Origin of the sequence: Subsaximicrobium wynnwilliamsii, from assembly GCF_007997225.1 — a bacterium.
GTDB lineage: Bacteria > Bacteroidota > Bacteroidia > Flavobacteriales > Flavobacteriaceae > Psychroserpens > Psychroserpens wynnwilliamsii.
On record NZ_VORM01000017.1, the window covers coordinates 59961 to 77413 of the forward strand.

General features: G+C 39.4%; 19 protein-coding genes. 15 read left to right on the plus strand and 4 right to left on the minus strand.

Features of this window, described 5'->3' with window-relative positions:
* Positions 1-3 precede the first annotated feature (3 nt).
* The 13 genes from rpsE (at position 4) to eno (ending at position 9264) form a co-directional block, all read left to right on the plus strand.
* Positions 4-528, plus strand: coding sequence for a 30S ribosomal protein S5 (gene rpsE, locus ESY88_RS14075; protein WP_147087394.1), 525 nt, complete (start codon positions 4-6; stop codon positions 526-528).
* A gap of 87 nt (positions 529-615) precedes the next feature.
* On the plus strand, positions 616-801 hold the full coding sequence (rpmD, locus tag ESY88_RS14080) for a 50S ribosomal protein L30 (RefSeq protein ID WP_147087395.1): 186 nt from the start codon (positions 616-618) through the stop codon (positions 799-801).
* 97 nt (positions 802-898) lie between these two features.
* On the plus strand, positions 899-1351 hold the full coding sequence (gene rplO, locus ESY88_RS14085; protein WP_147087396.1) for a 50S ribosomal protein L15: 453 nt from the start codon (positions 899-901) through the stop codon (positions 1349-1351).
* A 13-nt stretch (positions 1352-1364) separates the two neighbouring features.
* On the plus strand, positions 1365-2717 hold the full coding sequence (gene secY / locus ESY88_RS14090) for a preprotein translocase subunit SecY (protein WP_147087397.1): 1353 nt from the start codon (positions 1365-1367) through the stop codon (positions 2715-2717).
* A 101-nt stretch (positions 2718-2818) separates the two neighbouring features.
* Positions 2819-3034: a translation initiation factor IF-1 gene (infA, locus tag ESY88_RS14095; RefSeq protein ID WP_026753784.1), complete on the plus strand. Its 216-nt coding sequence runs from the start codon at positions 2819-2821 to the stop codon at positions 3032-3034.
* A gap of 55 nt (positions 3035-3089) precedes the next feature.
* Positions 3090-3206: a type B 50S ribosomal protein L36 gene (gene ykgO, locus ESY88_RS14100; protein WP_081988313.1), complete on the plus strand. Its 117-nt coding sequence runs from the start codon at positions 3090-3092 to the stop codon at positions 3204-3206.
* Between the two features lie 3 nt (positions 3207-3209).
* Positions 3210-3584, plus strand: coding sequence for a 30S ribosomal protein S13 (rpsM, locus tag ESY88_RS14105; protein ID WP_147087398.1), 375 nt, complete (start codon positions 3210-3212; stop codon positions 3582-3584).
* A 105-nt stretch (positions 3585-3689) separates the two neighbouring features.
* Positions 3690-4073: a 30S ribosomal protein S11 gene (gene rpsK / locus ESY88_RS14110; protein ID WP_147087399.1), complete on the plus strand. Its 384-nt coding sequence runs from the start codon at positions 3690-3692 to the stop codon at positions 4071-4073.
* A 169-nt stretch (positions 4074-4242) separates the two neighbouring features.
* Entirely contained in the window at positions 4243-4848 is a 606-nt protein-coding gene (gene rpsD / locus ESY88_RS14115) for a 30S ribosomal protein S4 (RefSeq protein ID WP_147087400.1), read from the plus strand.
* Positions 4849-4869: 21 nt separating this feature from the next.
* The gene (locus tag ESY88_RS14120) at positions 4870-5862 is read left to right on the plus strand and encodes a DNA-directed RNA polymerase subunit alpha (RefSeq protein WP_147087401.1); all 993 of its coding nucleotides are present in this window, start codon (positions 4870-4872) and stop codon (positions 5860-5862) included.
* Between the two features lie 120 nt (positions 5863-5982).
* Complete coding sequence (gene rplQ / locus ESY88_RS14125) at positions 5983-6501, plus strand: 50S ribosomal protein L17 (protein WP_147087402.1); 519 nt, start codon at positions 5983-5985, stop codon at positions 6499-6501.
* A 145-nt stretch (positions 6502-6646) separates the two neighbouring features.
* Positions 6647-7750: a glutamine-hydrolyzing carbamoyl-phosphate synthase small subunit gene (gene carA / locus ESY88_RS14130; protein WP_147087403.1), complete on the plus strand. Its 1104-nt coding sequence runs from the start codon at positions 6647-6649 to the stop codon at positions 7748-7750.
* 218 nt (positions 7751-7968) lie between these two features.
* A complete protein-coding gene (eno, locus tag ESY88_RS14135) occupies positions 7969-9264 on the plus strand; it encodes a phosphopyruvate hydratase (RefSeq protein WP_147087404.1) in 1296 nt (431 codons plus the stop codon).
* A 102-nt stretch (positions 9265-9366) separates the two neighbouring features.
* Here eno and ESY88_RS14140 read toward each other — a convergent pair whose 3' ends face one another.
* The gene (locus tag ESY88_RS14140; protein ID WP_147087405.1) at positions 9367-10122 is read right to left on the minus strand and encodes a DUF481 domain-containing protein; all 756 of its coding nucleotides are present in this window, start codon (positions 10120-10122) and stop codon (positions 9367-9369) included.
* Between the two features lie 405 nt (positions 10123-10527).
* Here ESY88_RS14140 and ESY88_RS14145 point away from each other — a divergent pair, with 405 nt between their 5' ends.
* Both ESY88_RS14145 and ESY88_RS14150 read left to right on the plus strand, forming a co-directional pair.
* On the plus strand, positions 10528-11814 hold the full coding sequence (locus tag ESY88_RS14145; protein ID WP_147087406.1) for a citrate synthase: 1287 nt from the start codon (positions 10528-10530) through the stop codon (positions 11812-11814).
* Positions 11815-11913: 99 nt separating this feature from the next.
* A complete protein-coding gene (locus tag ESY88_RS14150; protein ID WP_147087407.1) occupies positions 11914-12828 on the plus strand; it encodes a dimethylarginine dimethylaminohydrolase family protein in 915 nt (304 codons plus the stop codon).
* Positions 12829-13035: 207 nt separating this feature from the next.
* Here the strand turns inward: ESY88_RS14150 and ESY88_RS14155 are convergent, their stop codons facing one another.
* The 3 genes from ESY88_RS14155 to recG form a co-directional block, all read right to left on the minus strand.
* The gene (locus ESY88_RS14155; RefSeq protein ID WP_147087408.1) at positions 13036-14196 is read right to left on the minus strand and encodes a M28 family peptidase; all 1161 of its coding nucleotides are present in this window, start codon (positions 14194-14196) and stop codon (positions 13036-13038) included.
* Between the two features lie 240 nt (positions 14197-14436).
* Positions 14437-15018 carry a tRNA-(ms[2]io[6]A)-hydroxylase gene (gene miaE / locus ESY88_RS14160; protein WP_147087409.1) on the minus strand — a complete coding sequence of 194 codons (582 nt, stop codon included), beginning with the start codon at positions 15016-15018 and terminating at the stop codon, positions 14437-14439.
* 254 nt (positions 15019-15272) lie between these two features.
* Positions 15273-17375 carry an ATP-dependent DNA helicase RecG gene (gene recG, locus ESY88_RS14165; RefSeq protein ID WP_147087410.1) on the minus strand — a complete coding sequence of 701 codons (2103 nt, stop codon included), beginning with the start codon at positions 17373-17375 and terminating at the stop codon, positions 15273-15275.
* Positions 17376-17453 lie beyond the last annotated feature (78 nt).

Sequence of the window (17453 nt, forward strand, 5' to 3'; positions counted from 1 at the left end):
ATTATGTATCATAAATATAAAAACGCAGAATTAGTAAAACCAAGTGGAATAGATCTTAAGGATCGACTTATTGGTGTACAAAGAGTTACAAAAGTAACTAAAGGTGGTCGTGCTTTCGGTTTTTCAGCTATTGTAGTGGTAGGTGATGAAGCTGGTGTCGTGGGTCAAGGTCTAGGTAAATCTAAAGATGTGGCAACGGCAATCGCTAAGGCGGTAGAAGATGCTAAAAAGAACCTAGTTAGGATTCCTATTATAAAGGGAACTTTACCACACGAACAAAAAGGTAAGTATGGTGGTGCTCGTGTAAACATTATTCCGGCAGCGCCTGGTACAGGTGTTATCGCTGGTGGTGCTGTGAGAACAGTGTTAGAATCGGTGGGTGTTCATGACGTATTGTCAAAATCCCAAGGATCTTCTAACCCTCATAACGTTGTAAAAGCAACCTTTGACGCCTTGTTGCAATTGAGAAGCGCCGCTTCTGTTGCTAAAGAAAGAGGGATTTCGCTTGATAAAGTGTTTAACGGATAACTATTAGATCTTAGTCTTTAGTTGGAGATTCGGTATAATAATATCAATACCACTCCTCACTAATAACGATCACTAAAAACCAAGAAAATGGCAAAAAAAATAAAAGTAACCAAAGTAAGAAGTGCAATTAACCGTGCCCAGACCCAAAAGAGGACATTAGAATCTCTAGGTTTGAACAAAATTGGTCAGGTTAAAGTACATGATGCTTCCCCGAGTGTTCTTGGGATGGTTAATAAAGTTTCACATTTAGTTTCTGTAGAAGAAATGAGCTAAATATATTTGCGGAATCTTTTTACGCTTTAGGCCAAAGTGAATACATTTAGCCTAACGGAAAATAATTCCTTCAGATAAAACAAAACAATAAGATACAATGGACTTAAGTAATTTAAAACCAGCCGAAGGTTCCAATAAAAATCAAGGCAAAAGAATAGGTAGAGGACAAGGCTCTGGAAAAGGTGGTACTGCAACTCGCGGTCACAATGGAGCTAAATCGCGTTCTGGCTATTCCAAGAAAGTAGGTTTTGAAGGTGGTCAAATGCCACTTCAAAGACGTGTGCCTAAATTTGGGTTCACGAATAGAAACCGTGTTGTCTATCAAGGGGTAAACTTGGATAAGTTGCAACAATTGGCAGATGACAAGAAGATTAGCGATGTAGTGGATTTTCAAACTTTGGTTGAATTAGGTTTGGCTGGAAAGAATGAAATGGTAAAAATTCTTGGACGTGGCGAATTAAAATCAACCTTAAAGGTAACTGCTCATAAATTTACTGCTTCAGCAAAAGCTGCAATTGAAGCTGCAGGAGGAGAAGTTGTAACTTTATAAGATCTTTATAAGTATGAAATTTATAGATACATTAAAAAATGTTTGGAAAATTACTGAACTGAAAGACAGAATCATACTAACACTTGGTCTGCTTTTGGTGTATCGTTTTGGTGCGCAGGTGGTTTTACCAGGGATTGATGCAAGTCAATTAGGAGGTTTAGCTCAAGGTACAGATCAAGGGATATTGGGTATTCTCAATATGTTTACTGGAGGTGCCTTTGCCAACGCTTCGGTATTTGCCTTAGGTATCATGCCTTATATCTCTGCATCCATTGTAGTGCAGTTAATGGGAATTGCGATTCCCTACCTGCAAAAACTGCAAAAAGAAGGTGCCAGCGGACAAAAGAAAATCACTCAGATTACACGATGGTTGACCATCATTATCTGTTTATTCCAGGCTCCTGGGTATTTGGCGAGTTTACAACCAGCATTTGGTATACCAACTTCGGCCTTTTTATTGGGTACTGGACCAACATTTTACATCTCTGGGGTTATCATTTTGGTAACAGGAACTATTTTTGCAATGTGGTTGGGTGAGAAAATTACCGATAAAGGTATTGGTAATGGTATCTCTTTATTGATCATGGTAGGAATTATAGCGACCTTACCTCAATCATTCATCCAAAATGCTGCATCCCGTTTAGATGGTGGTGGCAATGGAGGTCTAATGATGATTTTAATTGAGTTGGTGGTTTGGTTCGTGATTATTATGGCATCTGTTTTGTTAGTAATGGCAGTGCGTAAAATTGCTGTGCAATACGCAAGACGTACGGCCTCTGGGGGTTATGAGAAAAACGTGTTTGGATCGCGACAGTTCCTTCCGTTGAAATTGAATGCTTCTGGTGTAATGCCAATTATCTTTGCTCAAGCAATTATGTTCGTACCCAGCTTAATCGGAAAATCCTTTGGATCTTCCAGTGAAGTAGGGCAATGGATTCAAGCTCAGTTTACAGATATATTTGGTTTGTGGTATAATGTGGTGTTTGCGTTATTGATAATCATCTTTACGTATTTCTATACAGCAATCACGGTGCCTACCAATAAAATGGCAGATGATCTCAAACGAAGTGGTGGTTTTATTCCTGGAATTAGACCAGGATCTGAAACTTCAGAATACTTAGATAAAATAATGTCTCAAATTACATTGCCTGGATCTATTTTCTTGGCGCTTATTGCTGTGTTCCCAGCAATTATAGTTAAGCTTATGGATGTACAAGCAGGCTGGGCATTGTTCTTTGGCGGTACTTCTTTATTGATTATGGTTGGTGTTGCTATCGATACGATGCAACAAATCAACTCGTATTTGTTGAATAAACATTATGATGGTTTGATGAAGACCGGCAAGAATAGAAAGGCAGTGGCCTAAAATTAGACAATAGTCCACAGGATTTGGATATTAGAGATATTTAGCATATAATATAAAAACGTAGTTCTAATAACTAAATACGAAGAACTAAAAACTAAAATATGGCAAAACAAGCAGCAATTGAACAGGACGGATCCATCATCGAAGCATTATCAAATGCGATGTTCCGTGTTGAATTAGAGAATGGTCACATTGTGACCGCACATATTTCGGGTAAAATGCGGATGCATTACATTAAGTTGTTACCTGGAGATAAAGTAAAATTGGAAATGAGCCCTTATGATTTAACTAAGGCTCGCATAACCTATAGATACTAGTAAGGTGCCGTCGAAAGATAGCCCGAAGGTGTCATAACATTAAATAAGAGGACAGATGAAAGTAAGAGCATCAGTTAAAAAGAGAAGTGTTGATTGTAAATTGGTCCGCAGAAAAGGCAGACTGTACGTCATTAACAAAAAGAATCCTAGATTCAAACAAAGACAAGGTTAAATTATGGCAAGAATTGCAGGTGTAGACATACCCAAACAAAAAAGAGGAGTGATCTCGTTGACATATATCTACGGGGTAGGTAATAGTAGATCACAAGAAATTTTGGCAACCGCTAAAGTTGACGAAAGCATCAAGGTAGAAGATTGGACAGACGAGCAAATTGGAGCAATCCGTGAGGCTGTTGGGACTTTTAAAATTGAAGGTGAATTACGTTCTGAAACCCAATTGAACATTAAGCGATTAATGGATATTGGTTGTTACAGAGGGATTCGTCATAGAGCTGGTCTTCCTTTGAGAGGTCAAAGAACCAAAAACAACTCTAGAACCAGAAAAGGTAGAAGAAAAACTGTTGCCAACAAGAAAAAGGCAACTAAATAATAATTAAGACAGTAGTCATTAGTAATTAGAAGTTAGCCGAATCTGTTTGAAATTGAAAGGTTTAGGATTCTAACAACTAAAAACTAACACTATAAACTAGAAACTATGGCAAAGTCAAGTACAAAAAAACGCAAGGTAATAGTGGAAGCTTTAGGAGAAGCGCACATCGCAGCTTCTTTTAATAACATCCTTATCTCATTGACCAACAAAAAAGGAGATGTCATTTCATGGTCATCTGCAGGTAAAATGGGCTTTAGAGGTTCTAAAAAGAACACGCCTTACGCTGCACAATTAGCTGCAGAAGATGCTGCAGGTGTAGCAAAAGAAGCAGGACTCAAGAAAGTCAAAGTGTATGTGAAGGGACCTGGAAATGGTCGTGAATCTGCAATAAGATCTTTACACAATGCTGGGATAGAGGTGACCGAAATCATTGATGTCACCCCTCTACCGCACAATGGCTGCAGACCTCCAAAAAGAAGAAGAGTCTAACAGTGATTTACAGAGAAATTAATATCAACTGCGCGCAGTTGATATTAATTTTTTTATGCGTAAATTTGCAAATTGAAAAAAATTAACAAGTATAACCGGGAGATCAACGATTATCGAAGGATAAGATTAAGACCTTAATTCATAATCACTCTCTTAATAACAATTAAATATGGCAAGATATACTGGTCCTAAAACTAAAATAGCCCGAAAATTCGGTGAAGCTATTTTTGGAGATGATAAAGCGTTCGAAAAAAGAAACTATCCTCCAGGACAACACGGCAACAATAGAAGACGTGGCAAAAAATCTGAATATGCAATCCAATTGATGGAGAAGCAAAAAGCGAAATACACTTATGGTATTTTAGAAAAGCAATTCAGAAATATGTTTAAAAAAGCAACCTCTGCACCTGGTATTACCGGTGAAGTATTGTTGCAATTATGTGAGTCTCGATTAGATAATGTGGCCTATAGAATGGGTCTATCCCCTTCTAGAAGCGGTGCAAGACAATTGGTTTCACACAGACATATCACCGTAAATGGTGAAATCGTAAACATACCGTCTTACCAGCTTCAAGCAGGTGATGTGGTTGCGGTAAGAGAGAAATCTAAATCTTTGGAAGCTATTCAGAGTTCATTAGCCAATTCTAGCAGCGTCTACGAATGGATCACTTGGAATAACGATACCAAACAAGGAACTTACGTCTCAATTCCAGAGCGTGTTCAAATCCCAGAGAATATCAACGAGCAGAATATCGTCGAATTATATTCTAAATAATAACTAGATACAAAACGCAATATGGCAATATTAAATTTTCAGAAGCCCGACAAAGTAGTCATGATCGACTCTACGGAGTTCGAAGGGAAATTTGAGTTTAGACCCTTAGAACCTGGGTATGGATTAACAGTAGGAAATGCTCTGCGACGAGTTTTGTTATCTTCTTTAGAAGGTTTCGCGATCACTTCAGTGAAAATTGAAAGTGTTGATCATGAGTTCTCTACCATTGCAGGTGTTGTGGAAGATGTTACCGAAATGATCCTCAACTTAAAACAAGTTAACTTCAAGCGTCAAATTGACGAAGTTGATAATGAGGCGGTATCTATATCCATCTCTGGTCAAAAGCAACTTACTGCTGGGGATTTTCAGAAGTTTATTTCTGGTTTCCAGGTGTTGAATAAAGACCTTGTTATTTGTAACCTTGATCCTAAGGTAAACCTTAACATGGAAATTACCATTGAAAAGGGTAGAGGCTATGTGGCTGCAGAGGAAAATAAAAAAGCGTCAGCAGCAATTGGAACCATCTTTACAGATTCTATCTACACGCCAATTAAGAACGTCAAGTATAGTATCGAGAACTTCCGTGTTGAACAAAAGACCGATTACGAAAAATTGATCTTTGAAATCATTACAGATGGTTCTATCCATCCTAAAGATGCCTTAACGGAAGCTGCTAAAATATTGATTCACCACTTCATGTTGTTCTCTGATGAGCGCATAACATTGGAAGCTGATGAAATTGCACAAACCGAAACTTATGATGAAGAATCCCTTCACATGAGACAATTGTTGAAAACCAAATTGGTGGATATGGATTTATCTGTGCGTGCACTTAACTGTTTGAAGGCAGCAGAAGTAGATACCTTAGGTGACTTGGTGTCTTTCAATAAAAATGATTTAATGAAGTTCCGTAACTTCGGTAAGAAATCCCTAACAGAGCTTGAAGAGCTTGTAAATGTTAAAGGACTTAACTTCGGAATGGACTTAGCGAAATATAAATTAGATAAAGATTAGTAGATATTCGTTTCAACGATTATCAAATAATCCATTATATCAACACAAAAAATAAACCCTTCATAATTTGCTCTCCGACGAACGGATATCGTAGCAAGATGATGATTAAAACAAAATGTCATGAGACACGGAAAGAAATTTAACCATTTAGGAAGACAAACTGCTCACAGAAAATCAATGTTGGCAAATATGGCGTGTTCCCTAATTGAGCACAAACGTATCAATACTACTGTTGCCAAAGCAAAAGCCTTGAAACAGTTTGTTGAGCCAATGATCACGAAATCCAAAACAGATACTACTCACAGTAGACGTATCGTAATGTCAAGATTAAGACAAAAAGATGCCGTGATAGAATTGTTTAGAGATGTGGCTGTAAAGGTGGCAGATCGTCCAGGAGGTTATACCAGAATCATCAAACTTGGAAACAGACTTGGTGATAATGCAGATATGGCAATGATTGAGTTAGTAGATTATAATGAGATCTACAATGTCAACAAACCTGATAAAAAATCAACAAGAAGAAGTAGAAGAGGTGGTACTAAAACTGCAGAGACTACCACTCCTGTTGATACAGAAGCTTCGAAAGAAACGACGGCTTCTAAGGAAGAAACGAAAAAAACGCCTAAAGAAGAAGAATAGATGTTAATAAGCATTAAAAATATAAAGGATAATCTATTTTAGATTATCCTTTTTTTTATGGAATTTTGCGAATATGCAATAGCTAATAAATAATTTTTGAATTTAGTATAGTTCATTTTAATTCATTAAAAACCAATACAGAGACATGTCATATCTAAAAAGAAAAAAGGCGCTCATCTTGCTAGCCGATGGTACAATTTTTTACGGGAAAGCAGTAGGGAAAGAGGGCTCTGCCTTTGGGGAAGTCTGTTTCAATACTGGAACAACAGGGTACCAAGAAATTTTCACAGATCCTTCCTACTTCGGGCAACTTATGGTAACCACCAATGCCCATATAGGCAATTATGGCACCTTAACAGAAGAATCCCAATCCAAGTCCATTAAGATTGCCGGACTCATCTGTAGAAATTTCAGTTATGAATATTCTAGGGCTGCCGGTGATGATTCTCTGGAAAATTATTTCATCAAACAGGATATTTTGGCAATATCAAATGTAGACACACGGGCCTTAGTGGGCTATATCAGGGACCATGGCGCCATGAATGCTGTAATAACAACAGAGGTTGATAATTTAGAGGCCTTAAAAAAGGAATTGGCTGAGTTCCCAAATATGGATGGATTGGAATTGGCTTCAAAAGTCTCTACCAAGGATCCCTATTACTTCGGAAACGAAACTGCCAAATACCGTGTTTCTGCGTTAGACTTAGGGATCAAGACCAATATTCTTCGCAATATGGCCAATCGCGATATTTATGTTAAGGTCTTTCCTTATGACGCGACCTTTGAGGAAATGCAGGCGTTTAATCCTGATGGCTACTTCCTCTCCAATGGACCAGGAGATCCAGAACCTTTGAAGGATGCCCAAAAGTTGGCCAAAAAAATCATTGAGTTAAATTTACCACTGTTCGGCATTTGTCTGGGACACCAAGTCATCGCGCAAGCAAACGGCATTTCTACTTATAAGATGCACAACGGACACCGTGGCATCAATCATCCCGTTAAGAACCTGATTACAGGGAAAGGTGAGATTACCTCCCAAAACCACGGGTTCGCCATTAATAGGGAAGAGGCCGAAAATCATCCAGATTTTGAAATCACCCACATTCATCTCAATGACCAAACGGTCGCCGGTATGAAAATGAAACATAAAAACTGCTATTCTGTGCAATACCATCCAGAGGCTAGTCCAGGACCTAATGATGCCAGCTATCTATTTGATGCCTTTATAGAAAACATTCAAAAAAAATAATCCTAAAATGTCAAGAAAGCTTTAAAATTCTTGACATTTTTGTTTTACGCAAACCTTGTCGTTCCTATTTACCATAAATCTAACAGTCTGAAGTTTTTAATGGAGCAACTATTTTGTAAATTTGTTTCATAGCAAGTCACTAGAAGTCTCCAAAGGCTAGAAGCCTTATAGAGCTTATAGAAATGTATTAAAGGAAATTAACCAAAAAAACAGATACAATGAGCATTATCATCAATATCCATGCAAGACAAATTTTTGACTCAAGAGGCAATCCAACCGTAGAGGTTGATGTCGTAACAGAAAATGGCATCATGGGTCGTGCTGCGGTTCCTTCAGGGGCTTCAACAGGAGAACATGAGGCTGTAGAGCTGCGCGATGGCGGAAAAGCCTATATGGGCAAAGGCGTCTCTAAGGCGGTTGATAATGTCAATTCCATTATTGCCCAGGAATTATTGGGTGAATCGATATTTGAGCAAAATAGAATCGACCAAATCATGATCGATCTAGACGGCACCTCAAACAAATCAAAATTAGGAGCTAACGCCATCTTGGGTGTTTCTTTGGCGGTTGCTAAAGCTGCAGCTGGAGAATTGGGAATGCCACTTTATCGTTATGTTGGTGGGGTTTCAGCAAACACCTTGCCTGTGCCCATGATGAACATCATCAATGGCGGCTCTCATAGTGACGCACCTATCGCATTTCAAGAGTTTATGATCATGCCGGTAAAGGCGAAGGATTTCTCACATGCCATGCAAATGGGAACGGAGATCTTTCACAATCTGAAAAAAGTATTGCATGATAGAGGATTGAGTACTGCTGTTGGTGATGAAGGCGGTTTCGCCCCAACATTGGAAGGTGGTACCGAAGATGCTCTGGATACCATAAAAAAAGCAGTGGAGAACGCTGGCTATAAACTGGGCGACGACATTATGATCGCCCTAGATTGCGCTGCTGCAGAATTTTACGTGGATGGTGCTTATGATTACACCAAGTTTGAAGGCAGTAATGGCAAAGTGAGAACAAGCCATGAGCAGGCAGATTATTTAGCTGAATTGGCCGCTAAATATCCAATCATTTCCATTGAGGACGGTATGGATGAAAACGATTGGGAGGGATGGAAATACCTAACCGATAAAATTGGCGATAAAGTGCAGCTGGTAGGCGATGATTTATTTGTCACTAATGTGGAGCGTTTGTCACGAGGCATTGAAAATGGAATCGCAAACTCCATTTTGATTAAAGTAAACCAAATCGGTACACTTTCTGAAACTATTGCGGCCGTAACCATGGCTCACAATGCAGGTTACACCTCGGTAATGTCACACCGCTCTGGTGAGACCGAAGACAACACCATTGCAGATCTTGCAGTTGCCTTGAACACAGGTCAAATCAAAACAGGATCGGCGTCACGTAGTGATCGTATGGCGAAATACAATCAATTGTTACGTATAGAGGAAGAGTTGGCAGAAGTTGCTTACTTTCCGCAGAATAACGCCTTCAAGATCAAATCTTAATATTTAAAATAAGAGTATTTGAAAGCCCAAACGTATGATCCGTTTGGGCTTTTTTTAGTTTACCCACCACCCACTACCCACAATCCACAAACTCAATCCCATTTAGAACGAGTACAAAATTCCATTGGTCCACTCATATTGCGTGCTGGGTACCGCTGTACTTACAGGAAAGGCATCATAAATAAAGTTGAAGTTGGTCTTAAACGCTAAATCCTCATAGATTTTGAAAAGGATCGCTGTATTACTGGAAAAACGGTAATCCTTGAAAACCTTTAATTTTGGCTGATAATAACTGGTGCTGATAATGCTAATGCTCTCAGTGGGATATAAGCTGAAAGACAAATAGGCACTTGCCCTAATATCTTTCTCAATACGATTGGAAACCACATTGGTAGCTTGTTCATATTCATACATCAATAAAGTACCCAAGTAAAACCTGTAATCCTCGTCACTGCTTAACTTAAACCTTGGCCCCATGCCCAGCAAGCCTCTAAAATCAATTTCGGAAATAGCATCGTATTGGGATTGGGCAAAAGCTTCCCACTTGAGCCATTGATTTAATCTTCGGTTGTATCTCAAATGTTGGGTGCCTTTATTTACCAAAGAATTGCCTTCTACCTTTTCAAAATTCAAATCATTTACAAACAGCCATGAATTGAATTGATCATTGTATTGCACATGGGCTTTGTTGGCAATGCGGAAAATCGAGTTGGTATTCTTGATTAGGGACACATCCAAACCCACCGATCCCGACCATTTGGCCGAATCTGATGCCTTTCGAAGTGTTTCAATATTGATGACTTGTGAAAAACAGGACATGGAGATTAAAAGAAGAATCAAAATGAGGAAAAAACGCATGACAAAAAAGTTTTTGCAAAAATAGGATTAATACCAAAATACCACAGACTTGATCACGGTTTAAAATGAAATTACAGAAATCTTCCTTTAAGTAACCTTTAGTCTTTTTAGGATTTTCAGAGCGCATTAAGGTATTCGCAAATTGATCAACAAACACTGGTAACAGTGGGTTGCTATAGTTTGTAAGTTTAGACGCTTGATTTTCAGTTTTCTTTAAACATAAATATGAAAAAAGTCAACTGAAAAAGCGCAGTGTTTATCAAAACGGTACAATCAAATTATGCTCTGTGATTCTCATCAGAGCAACAGTGCAGTATAAGTGTTAAAACCGTTTAAATAGTTTTTTCTAATCCTTGGATATTTTGTAACTTAGCGTTCCGCATAAAAATTAAACTCTTAACATATATGTCAGATAAAGCTACGTTAGAAATTAACGGTAAAAAGTACGAATTTCCTTTAATTACAGGAACAGAAAATGAAACCGCAATAGATATAAAAACGCTTAGAAGTGTAACAGGAGGCGTTACAACTATTGACCCTGGTTACAAAAATACAGGTTCCTGCGAAAGTGCCATTACCTTCTTAAATGGTGAAAAGGGAATTTTGCGTTACAGAGGTTATTCTATTGAAGAACTAGCGGAGAAGGCAGACTTTTTAGAAGTGGCGTATCTGTTGATTTTTGGAGAGCTGCCAACACGCGAAAAACTCGATAAGTTTTATACCGATATCAAGAAACAGGCAGTGGTTGATGAAGATATCAAGAAAATTTTGGATGCATTTCCAAAAACCGCCCATCCAATGGGTGTGCTATCATCACTTACCAGCGCACTCACGGCTTTTAATCCGTCCTCGGTAAATGTCGAGTCTGAAGAAGATATGTACAATGCCATCGTTAAAATCATGGGGAAATTTCCAGTCTTAGTGGCTTGGACTTTGCGTAAGAAGCAAGGCTTGCCTTTGGATTACGGAGATAAGTCTTTAGGTTACGTTGAAAATGTCTTGAAAATGATGTTTAAGGAACCCAATGAAGAATATACCCAGAATCCGATTTTGGTAAATGCCTTGGACAAACTTTTGATATTACATGCCGATCATGAGCAAAACTGCTCTACCTCTACAGTAAGGATTGTGGGCTCATCACATGCAGGATTATTCGCTTCACTTTCCGCAGGTATTTCTGCACTTTGGGGACCACTTCATGGTGGCGCAAACCAAGCAGTACTTGAAATGCTCGAAGGCATTAAGGCAGATGGTGGCGATACTAAAAAATATATGGCGAAGGCCAAAGACAAAGATGATCCATTCCGTTTAATGGGATTTGGGCATCGCGTTTATAAAAATTTCGACCCTAGAGCAAAGATCATCAAGAAATCAGCAGATGATGTTTTGGATCAATTGGGTGTTGAGGATCCAATCTTGGCTATCGCCAAGGGATTGGAAAAAGAAGCTCTGGAAGATTCGTATTTCGTAGATCGTAAGCTCTATCCAAACGTCGATTTTTACTCGGGTATCATTTACCGCGGAATGGGAATCCCAACAGATATGTTTACGGTAATGTTCGCCTTGGGGCGTTTACCAGGTTGGATTGCACAATGGCGTGAAATGCGTTTGCAAAAAGAGCCAATTGGTCGACCAAGACAAGTTTATGTTGGAGAAAACCACAGACCATTTAAAGATATTAGCGAACGCTAAATAGTATTCTATTCTAAATTGCCTAGAACGATTTTGAATTTGCTTTTTTAAGCATATTTCGAGATTTTTTCTAGGCAATTTTATATATATATTTATCCCATGATAAAACTAAACATCAAGAACGAAACTTCCCGCTTGCGAGCAGTTGTTTTAGGCACTGCAAACAGCAATGGGCCAACCCCAAAAATTGAGGAGGCTTATGATCCAAAATCCTTGGAGCATATCAAAGCGGGCACTTATCCCGTGGAAGCCGATATGGTCAAGGAAATGGAGGCTGTCGCCAAGGTTTTTGAAAAATATGACGTGACGGTTTACAGGCCAGAGCTGATTGCAGATTGCAACCAGATATTTTCACGTGATATTGCTTTTGTGATTGACGATGTGTTTGTGAAAGCCAACATCTTGCCCAATCGTGAGGAAGAGTTGGATGCCATTCAATACGTGATCGATCAAGTGGATCCAGAAAAAGTAATTCGTCCGCCAAAGGAAGTGCACATTGAAGGCGGTGACGTGATTTTGTGGAATGATTACATCTTCATTGGCACCTATACTGCGGAAGATTATCCAGATTTTATCGTGGCGCGAACCAATACCCAAGGGGTTGAATTTATCAAAAAAACCTTTCCGCATAAAAAAGTCAAGAGCTTCGATTTGAGGAAATCACAAACCAACGCCATGGATAACGCACTGCATTTGGATTGCTGTTTTCAGCCTATTGGCAAAAATAAAGCCATCTTGCATAAAGAAGGCTTCCTAAATGTTGAAGAGTTTGAATGGTTGCTCAATGTCTTCGGAAAAGAAAATTGTTTCATTATCGATAAAGAGGAAATGTACCACATGAATTCTAATGTGTTTTCCATTTCTGAAAGCGTCATTATTTCTGAAAGAGGCTTCACGAGACTAAATGCATGGTTGCGACAACAAGGATTTACGGTGGAAGAAGTGCCTTATGCCGAAATCTCAAAACAAGAAGGTTTGTTGCGTTGCAGCACGATGCCGTTGATCAGGGATTAGGGGGGTTCTAAGTTTAAGGTTCAAGGTTCAAGGTTCAAAGTTCAAAGTTCAAAGTTCAAAGTTGAACAATCAAAAATTATTAGGTGGTTAATGTCTTAATTTTAACTTCGATTCTCAATATTCAATATTGTTGATTCAACAATCAACAATCAACAATCGTTAATCGTCAATCGTCAATCGTCAATCGATTGTCTATCGTAATTCATCTCACTCTACAACCACCGTTTTCACAAAACGCTTATTTCCCATTTTAAAAACAGCCTCGTAAGTATCTGAAGCTATAAAATCTGTGGCAAACCTAAAGTTTTGTTCGGAAATGGTCTTTGTGTAAATTTCCTTTCCCAATCGATCCATAAGCTTAAATTCTACCTCGTCTTCCAAGGGTTCATCAAATTCGATGTTGAGGTAACTATTTGAAGGGTCTGGATAAATTTTTAGGATGCGTTCATAATATTTTTGTTCTACTAAACTTGAAGTTTCATAGGCCACAGCAAATTCCATGGCTGCGCCAATGGCTCCTCTAACCACTTCATAAAAATACCCCACATCCATGTTTTCGAGATTGTCGTTGGCGCTGTGGTTTACTGGAGATATGTTTTTTTCGTACAAGCCGGTAATGATCTCGCCATTGTTTTCAAAAGGCATATAATCAGACCCATAAGTTTTGGAAATTTGAGTATTCAAGGTGGAGTACAATCCCATAAGAATCGCCAGACTTTCAGTTGCAGCACTAGAGGCTGCGTTGTTAAAGGTAGGAGCCCCCAAATCCTGCTCACAAACAACCGTATCGTTGGTCAATCCACTAACACCTCCTACTTCGTCAATATTAAACACCAATTTAATATCCATGTTTTCTGGAACGACGGTATTTTTTACGTAAAACTTACTCCCGATCAAGCCATCTTCCTCTCCAGAAAAATGAATGAACTTTATGGAATACTCGGTTTCAACGTCCTTTAAAAGTCGCGCCATTTCCAAGAGCAACACAGTTCCTGTGCCATTATCATTGGTGCCTGGGCCGTTGATGGTGTCGTAATGCGCATCGATAATCAAAAACGTATACGGGTATATCGTTCCTGTTTTGGTAACAATGATATTATTGCTGCTGCCTTTACGGTAGGTAAAAGGTTGTAACACCACATCGGTATATCCCATGCTTTCATAGCGATGGCTTATCCAATTTTCGGTATGGGTCAATGCAGGGGAACCTACGGTTTTAACCCCAAATTTTTCAAAAGTGGTCAAATCGGAAAGCAGATTGCTTTCTGAAATATTGGCAACCACTTCGGCATAAAACGTATTGAAAGTTTGCGCCTTACTTAAGCTAACGAATAATAGTAAAAGTCCGGTAATTAGTAGATTCTTCATGAATTGATTGTTAGCATTGTAAAATTAAGTTGATATCTATAGCATCTTAAATCTGATCTTGAGGTAATTATGATACTAAATAGGTAAAAACCATAATAATATACAACTTAATTTTTTATTGGAAGCAAGTCTAGTTATAGAGTCTAAAAGCCACTCTATTGAGCTCAGCCAAAACGAGCGATTCCCAATCTGTCTATTGACGCTCACAAGTTCAAACCTTTTTGCAATTGATAGGGCAAGCTACCCATGTATGGTTTCACTTTTGCCGTAACTCTTGATGAGTTCGCCTTCAAAAGCCACCAATTCTTTCCAGCGCTTATCCACATCGATCTCCTTCCCGTATTTTCTGGCATAACTAATGAACAGCGTGTAATGACCGGCCTCACTTACCATTAAATCATAATAGAATTTTGAGAGTTCTGGATCTTTTATGTTTTGGGACAAGAGTTTGAAACGCTCGCAACTTCTGGCTTCGATCATTGCTGAAAATAACAGACGATCCACCATGCTTTGTAAATGGTTGCCTCCTTTGTTCATGAATTTATAGAGCTCGTTGACATAGCTGTCCTTGCGCTCTCTGCCTAAAGTGTAGCCACGCGCCTTGATGATTTCGTGTACCATTTGAAAGTGCTCCAGCTCTTCCTTGGCCAATTCCAACAAATCGGTAACCAAATCGGGATATTGCGAATTATGGGTAATAATTGTAATCGCATTGGTGGCAGCCTTTTGTTCGCACCACGCGTGATCGGTTAAAATCTCCTCGATATTGCTTTCCACAATGTCCACCCAACGTGGATCGGTCTCTAACTGAAGGTGTAACATGTTCTCTTTGGTCTTTTATATTTTAGATCGTGTAAAGATAGGGTTTTTAAGGATTCATTATTTAGTATTCAGTCTTCAGTCTTCAGTCGCAGTCTCAGATGTGTTCCTGCTTTTAGCTTGAAAATTCTCCATAAAAGTTGCTTATCTGCGGGAGTAAAATATAGTACGAATTCAGAATTCAGAATTTTGAATATCGAATATCGAAGTTTGGTACTAAACCAAAATGGGGTTCTTTATTCCACAACGCCACAACGTCACGATATATAATTCCAAATATTTTTGTATTTGCCGAGTGCGCGATAGGTATTGAGAATCGCTTGATGTTCGGGTTGCACTAAGGAGGGGTCGTTGCTTAAGATTCGTTTTGCATAAAAACGAGCACTTTGTAAGATGTCTTTATCTTTTATGATATTGGCAATCTTTAAGTTTAGAATGCCACTTTGCTGGGTGCCCATAATGTCCCCAGGACCGCGAAGCCTCAAATCCACTTCGGCAATTTCAAAACCATCGCTGGTTCTGGTCATGGTCTCCAAACGCACTTTGCTGTCCTGGCTCAGTTTATGGCCGGTCATTAAGATGCAATAGCTTTGCTCTGCACCTCGACCTACGCGACCTCTCAACTGGTGCAGTTGCGAAAGCCCGAACCGCTCAGAACTCTCAATGATCATTACAGAAGCATTTTGCACATTGACCCCAACCTCTATAACCGTAGTCGCTACCATGATCTGCGTTTCGCCTTTCACAAAACGTTGCATTTCAAAATCTTTATCGGCCGGCTTCATTTGTCCGTGAACAATGGAAATCTGATATTTAGGCTGCGGAAAATCCCTCACAATACTTTCATAACCATCCATTAAATCCTTATAATCCATCTTTTCACTTTCTTGAATAAGCGGATAAACCACATAGATTTGCCTGCCTTTCTCAATCTCATCACGCATAAAACGCATGACCTTAAGTCGGTTCTTATCGAAGCGATGCACGGTTTTGATCGCTTGTCTACCTGGTGGCAATTCATCAATGACCGAAATATCCAAATCGCCATACACAGACATTGCCAAGGTTCTCGGGATCGGCGTCGCGGTCATCACTAAAATATGTGGCGGGATAGAATTCTTTTCCCATAATTTAGAACGTTGCGCCACACCAAAACGGTGTTGCTCATCAATTATCGCCAGCCCTAAGTTTTGAAATTTTACTTTATCCTCTAATAGCGCATGGGTACCAATCAAGATTTGCAATTCGCCATTTTCAAGAGTTTCATGTATGATTTTGCGTTGCTTGGTCTTACTGGATCCTGTGAGCAGTTTGATGCTGATATCCATTTCTGCCGCTAATTCTCCCAAGCCTTGAAAGTGCTGTATCGCCAAGATTTCAGTAGGTGCCATGAGACAGGCTTGAAAGCCATTATCCAAGGCCATGAGCATAGACATAAAAGCAACGATGGTCTTGCCCGAGCCTACATCACCTTGCAAAAGGCGGTTCATTTGGGCGTTGCTGCCTAGGTCTTGCCTAATTTCCTTAAGCACCCGTTTTTGAGCGTTGGTAAGGTCAAATGGCAAGTGGTTTTTGTAGAAGGTGTTGAAATAAGTGCCAACGGAATCAAAATTGAAACCCTTGATTTTGGCTTTATGGATGAGGTTCTTCAGAATTAATTGCAGCTGAATGTAAAATAACTCCTCAAACTTCAATCTAAATTCTGCCTTGGCCAAAAGCTCTTGGTTTTTCGGAAAATGGATGTTGAAGAGCGCCTCAGACTTCCGCATCAATTTCAATTCGTCGAGAAGGGGTTCGTGCAGGGTTTCAACAAAGCGTCCGTTGGTTTCCAAAAACAGACTCTGCATGATTTTGTTGAGCACTTTATTGGTTACGCCTTTATTGGATAATTTTTCGGTGGAAGGATATACGGCCTGCATCGAAGAGCGCAGGTTGTTTTCATGTTCTTGCAACACTTCCATCTCTGGATGCGGCATACTGAATGTGCCATTGAACCAATTTACCTTTCCGAAGATCACATAGGGCACATTGGGTTTTATGTTATCACGAATCCATTTTTGACTACGAAACCATACCAATTCCATGATTCCTGTGTCATCCTGAAACTTGGCAACCAAGCGCTTGCCTCTTTTCTGTGCGATTTCTTGAAATCCAACCACCTTGCCAATGATTTGAACTTCGGCACTGTTGCGTTGCAATTGGTTGATTTTGTAATATTGTGTACGGTCCAAATACCGGTTTGGGAACAGGTTGAGCAAATCTTGATAGGTATGTATGCCCAACTCACTGCGCAGCAAATCGGCACGTTGGGGACCCACACCTTTAAGGTAATCAATAGGAGTTTGAAGGTTGACGCTCATAGTTGCGAATTTAACCAATTCGGTCGAAACCTTATCCAAGACCTCGCAGCTTTTTAAACCGATGAGCTCCATTGGAAC

Excerpts from the sequence above, each read along its gene's own strand:
- rpsE (WP_147087394.1), top strand. The coding sequence starts at position 4 with ATGTATCATAAATATAAAAACGCAGAATTAGTAAAACCAAGTGGAATA.
- rpmD (WP_147087395.1), top strand. The coding sequence starts at position 616 with ATGGCAAAAAAAATAAAAGTAACCAAAGTAAGAAGTGCAATTAACCGT.
- rplO (WP_147087396.1), top strand. The coding sequence starts at position 899 with ATGGACTTAAGTAATTTAAAACCAGCCGAAGGTTCCAATAAAAATCAA.
- secY (WP_147087397.1), top strand. The coding sequence starts at position 1,365 with ATGAAATTTATAGATACATTAAAAAATGTTTGGAAAATTACTGAACTG.
- infA (WP_026753784.1), top strand. The coding sequence starts at position 2,819 with ATGGCAAAACAAGCAGCAATTGAACAGGACGGATCCATCATCGAAGCA.
- ykgO (WP_081988313.1), top strand. The coding sequence starts at position 3,090 with ATGAAAGTAAGAGCATCAGTTAAAAAGAGAAGTGTTGATTGTAAATTG.
- rpsM (WP_147087398.1), top strand. The coding sequence starts at position 3,210 with ATGGCAAGAATTGCAGGTGTAGACATACCCAAACAAAAAAGAGGAGTG.
- rpsK (WP_147087399.1), top strand. The coding sequence starts at position 3,690 with ATGGCAAAGTCAAGTACAAAAAAACGCAAGGTAATAGTGGAAGCTTTA.
- rpsD (WP_147087400.1), top strand. The coding sequence starts at position 4,243 with ATGGCAAGATATACTGGTCCTAAAACTAAAATAGCCCGAAAATTCGGT.
- ESY88_RS14120 (WP_147087401.1), top strand. The coding sequence starts at position 4,870 with ATGGCAATATTAAATTTTCAGAAGCCCGACAAAGTAGTCATGATCGAC.
- rplQ (WP_147087402.1), top strand. The coding sequence starts at position 5,983 with ATGAGACACGGAAAGAAATTTAACCATTTAGGAAGACAAACTGCTCAC.
- carA (WP_147087403.1), top strand. The coding sequence starts at position 6,647 with ATGTCATATCTAAAAAGAAAAAAGGCGCTCATCTTGCTAGCCGATGGT.
- eno (WP_147087404.1), top strand. The coding sequence starts at position 7,969 with ATGAGCATTATCATCAATATCCATGCAAGACAAATTTTTGACTCAAGA.
- ESY88_RS14140 (WP_147087405.1), bottom strand. The coding sequence starts at position 10,122 with ATGCGTTTTTTCCTCATTTTGATTCTTCTTTTAATCTCCATGTCCTGT.
- ESY88_RS14145 (WP_147087406.1), top strand. The coding sequence starts at position 10,528 with ATGTCAGATAAAGCTACGTTAGAAATTAACGGTAAAAAGTACGAATTT.
- ESY88_RS14150 (WP_147087407.1), top strand. The coding sequence starts at position 11,914 with ATGATAAAACTAAACATCAAGAACGAAACTTCCCGCTTGCGAGCAGTT.
- ESY88_RS14155 (WP_147087408.1), bottom strand. The coding sequence starts at position 14,196 with ATGAAGAATCTACTAATTACCGGACTTTTACTATTATTCGTTAGCTTA.
- miaE (WP_147087409.1), bottom strand. The coding sequence starts at position 15,018 with ATGTTACACCTTCAGTTAGAGACCGATCCACGTTGGGTGGACATTGTG.
- recG (WP_147087410.1), bottom strand. The coding sequence starts at position 17,375 with ATGAGCGTCAACCTTCAAACTCCTATTGATTACCTTAAAGGTGTGGGT.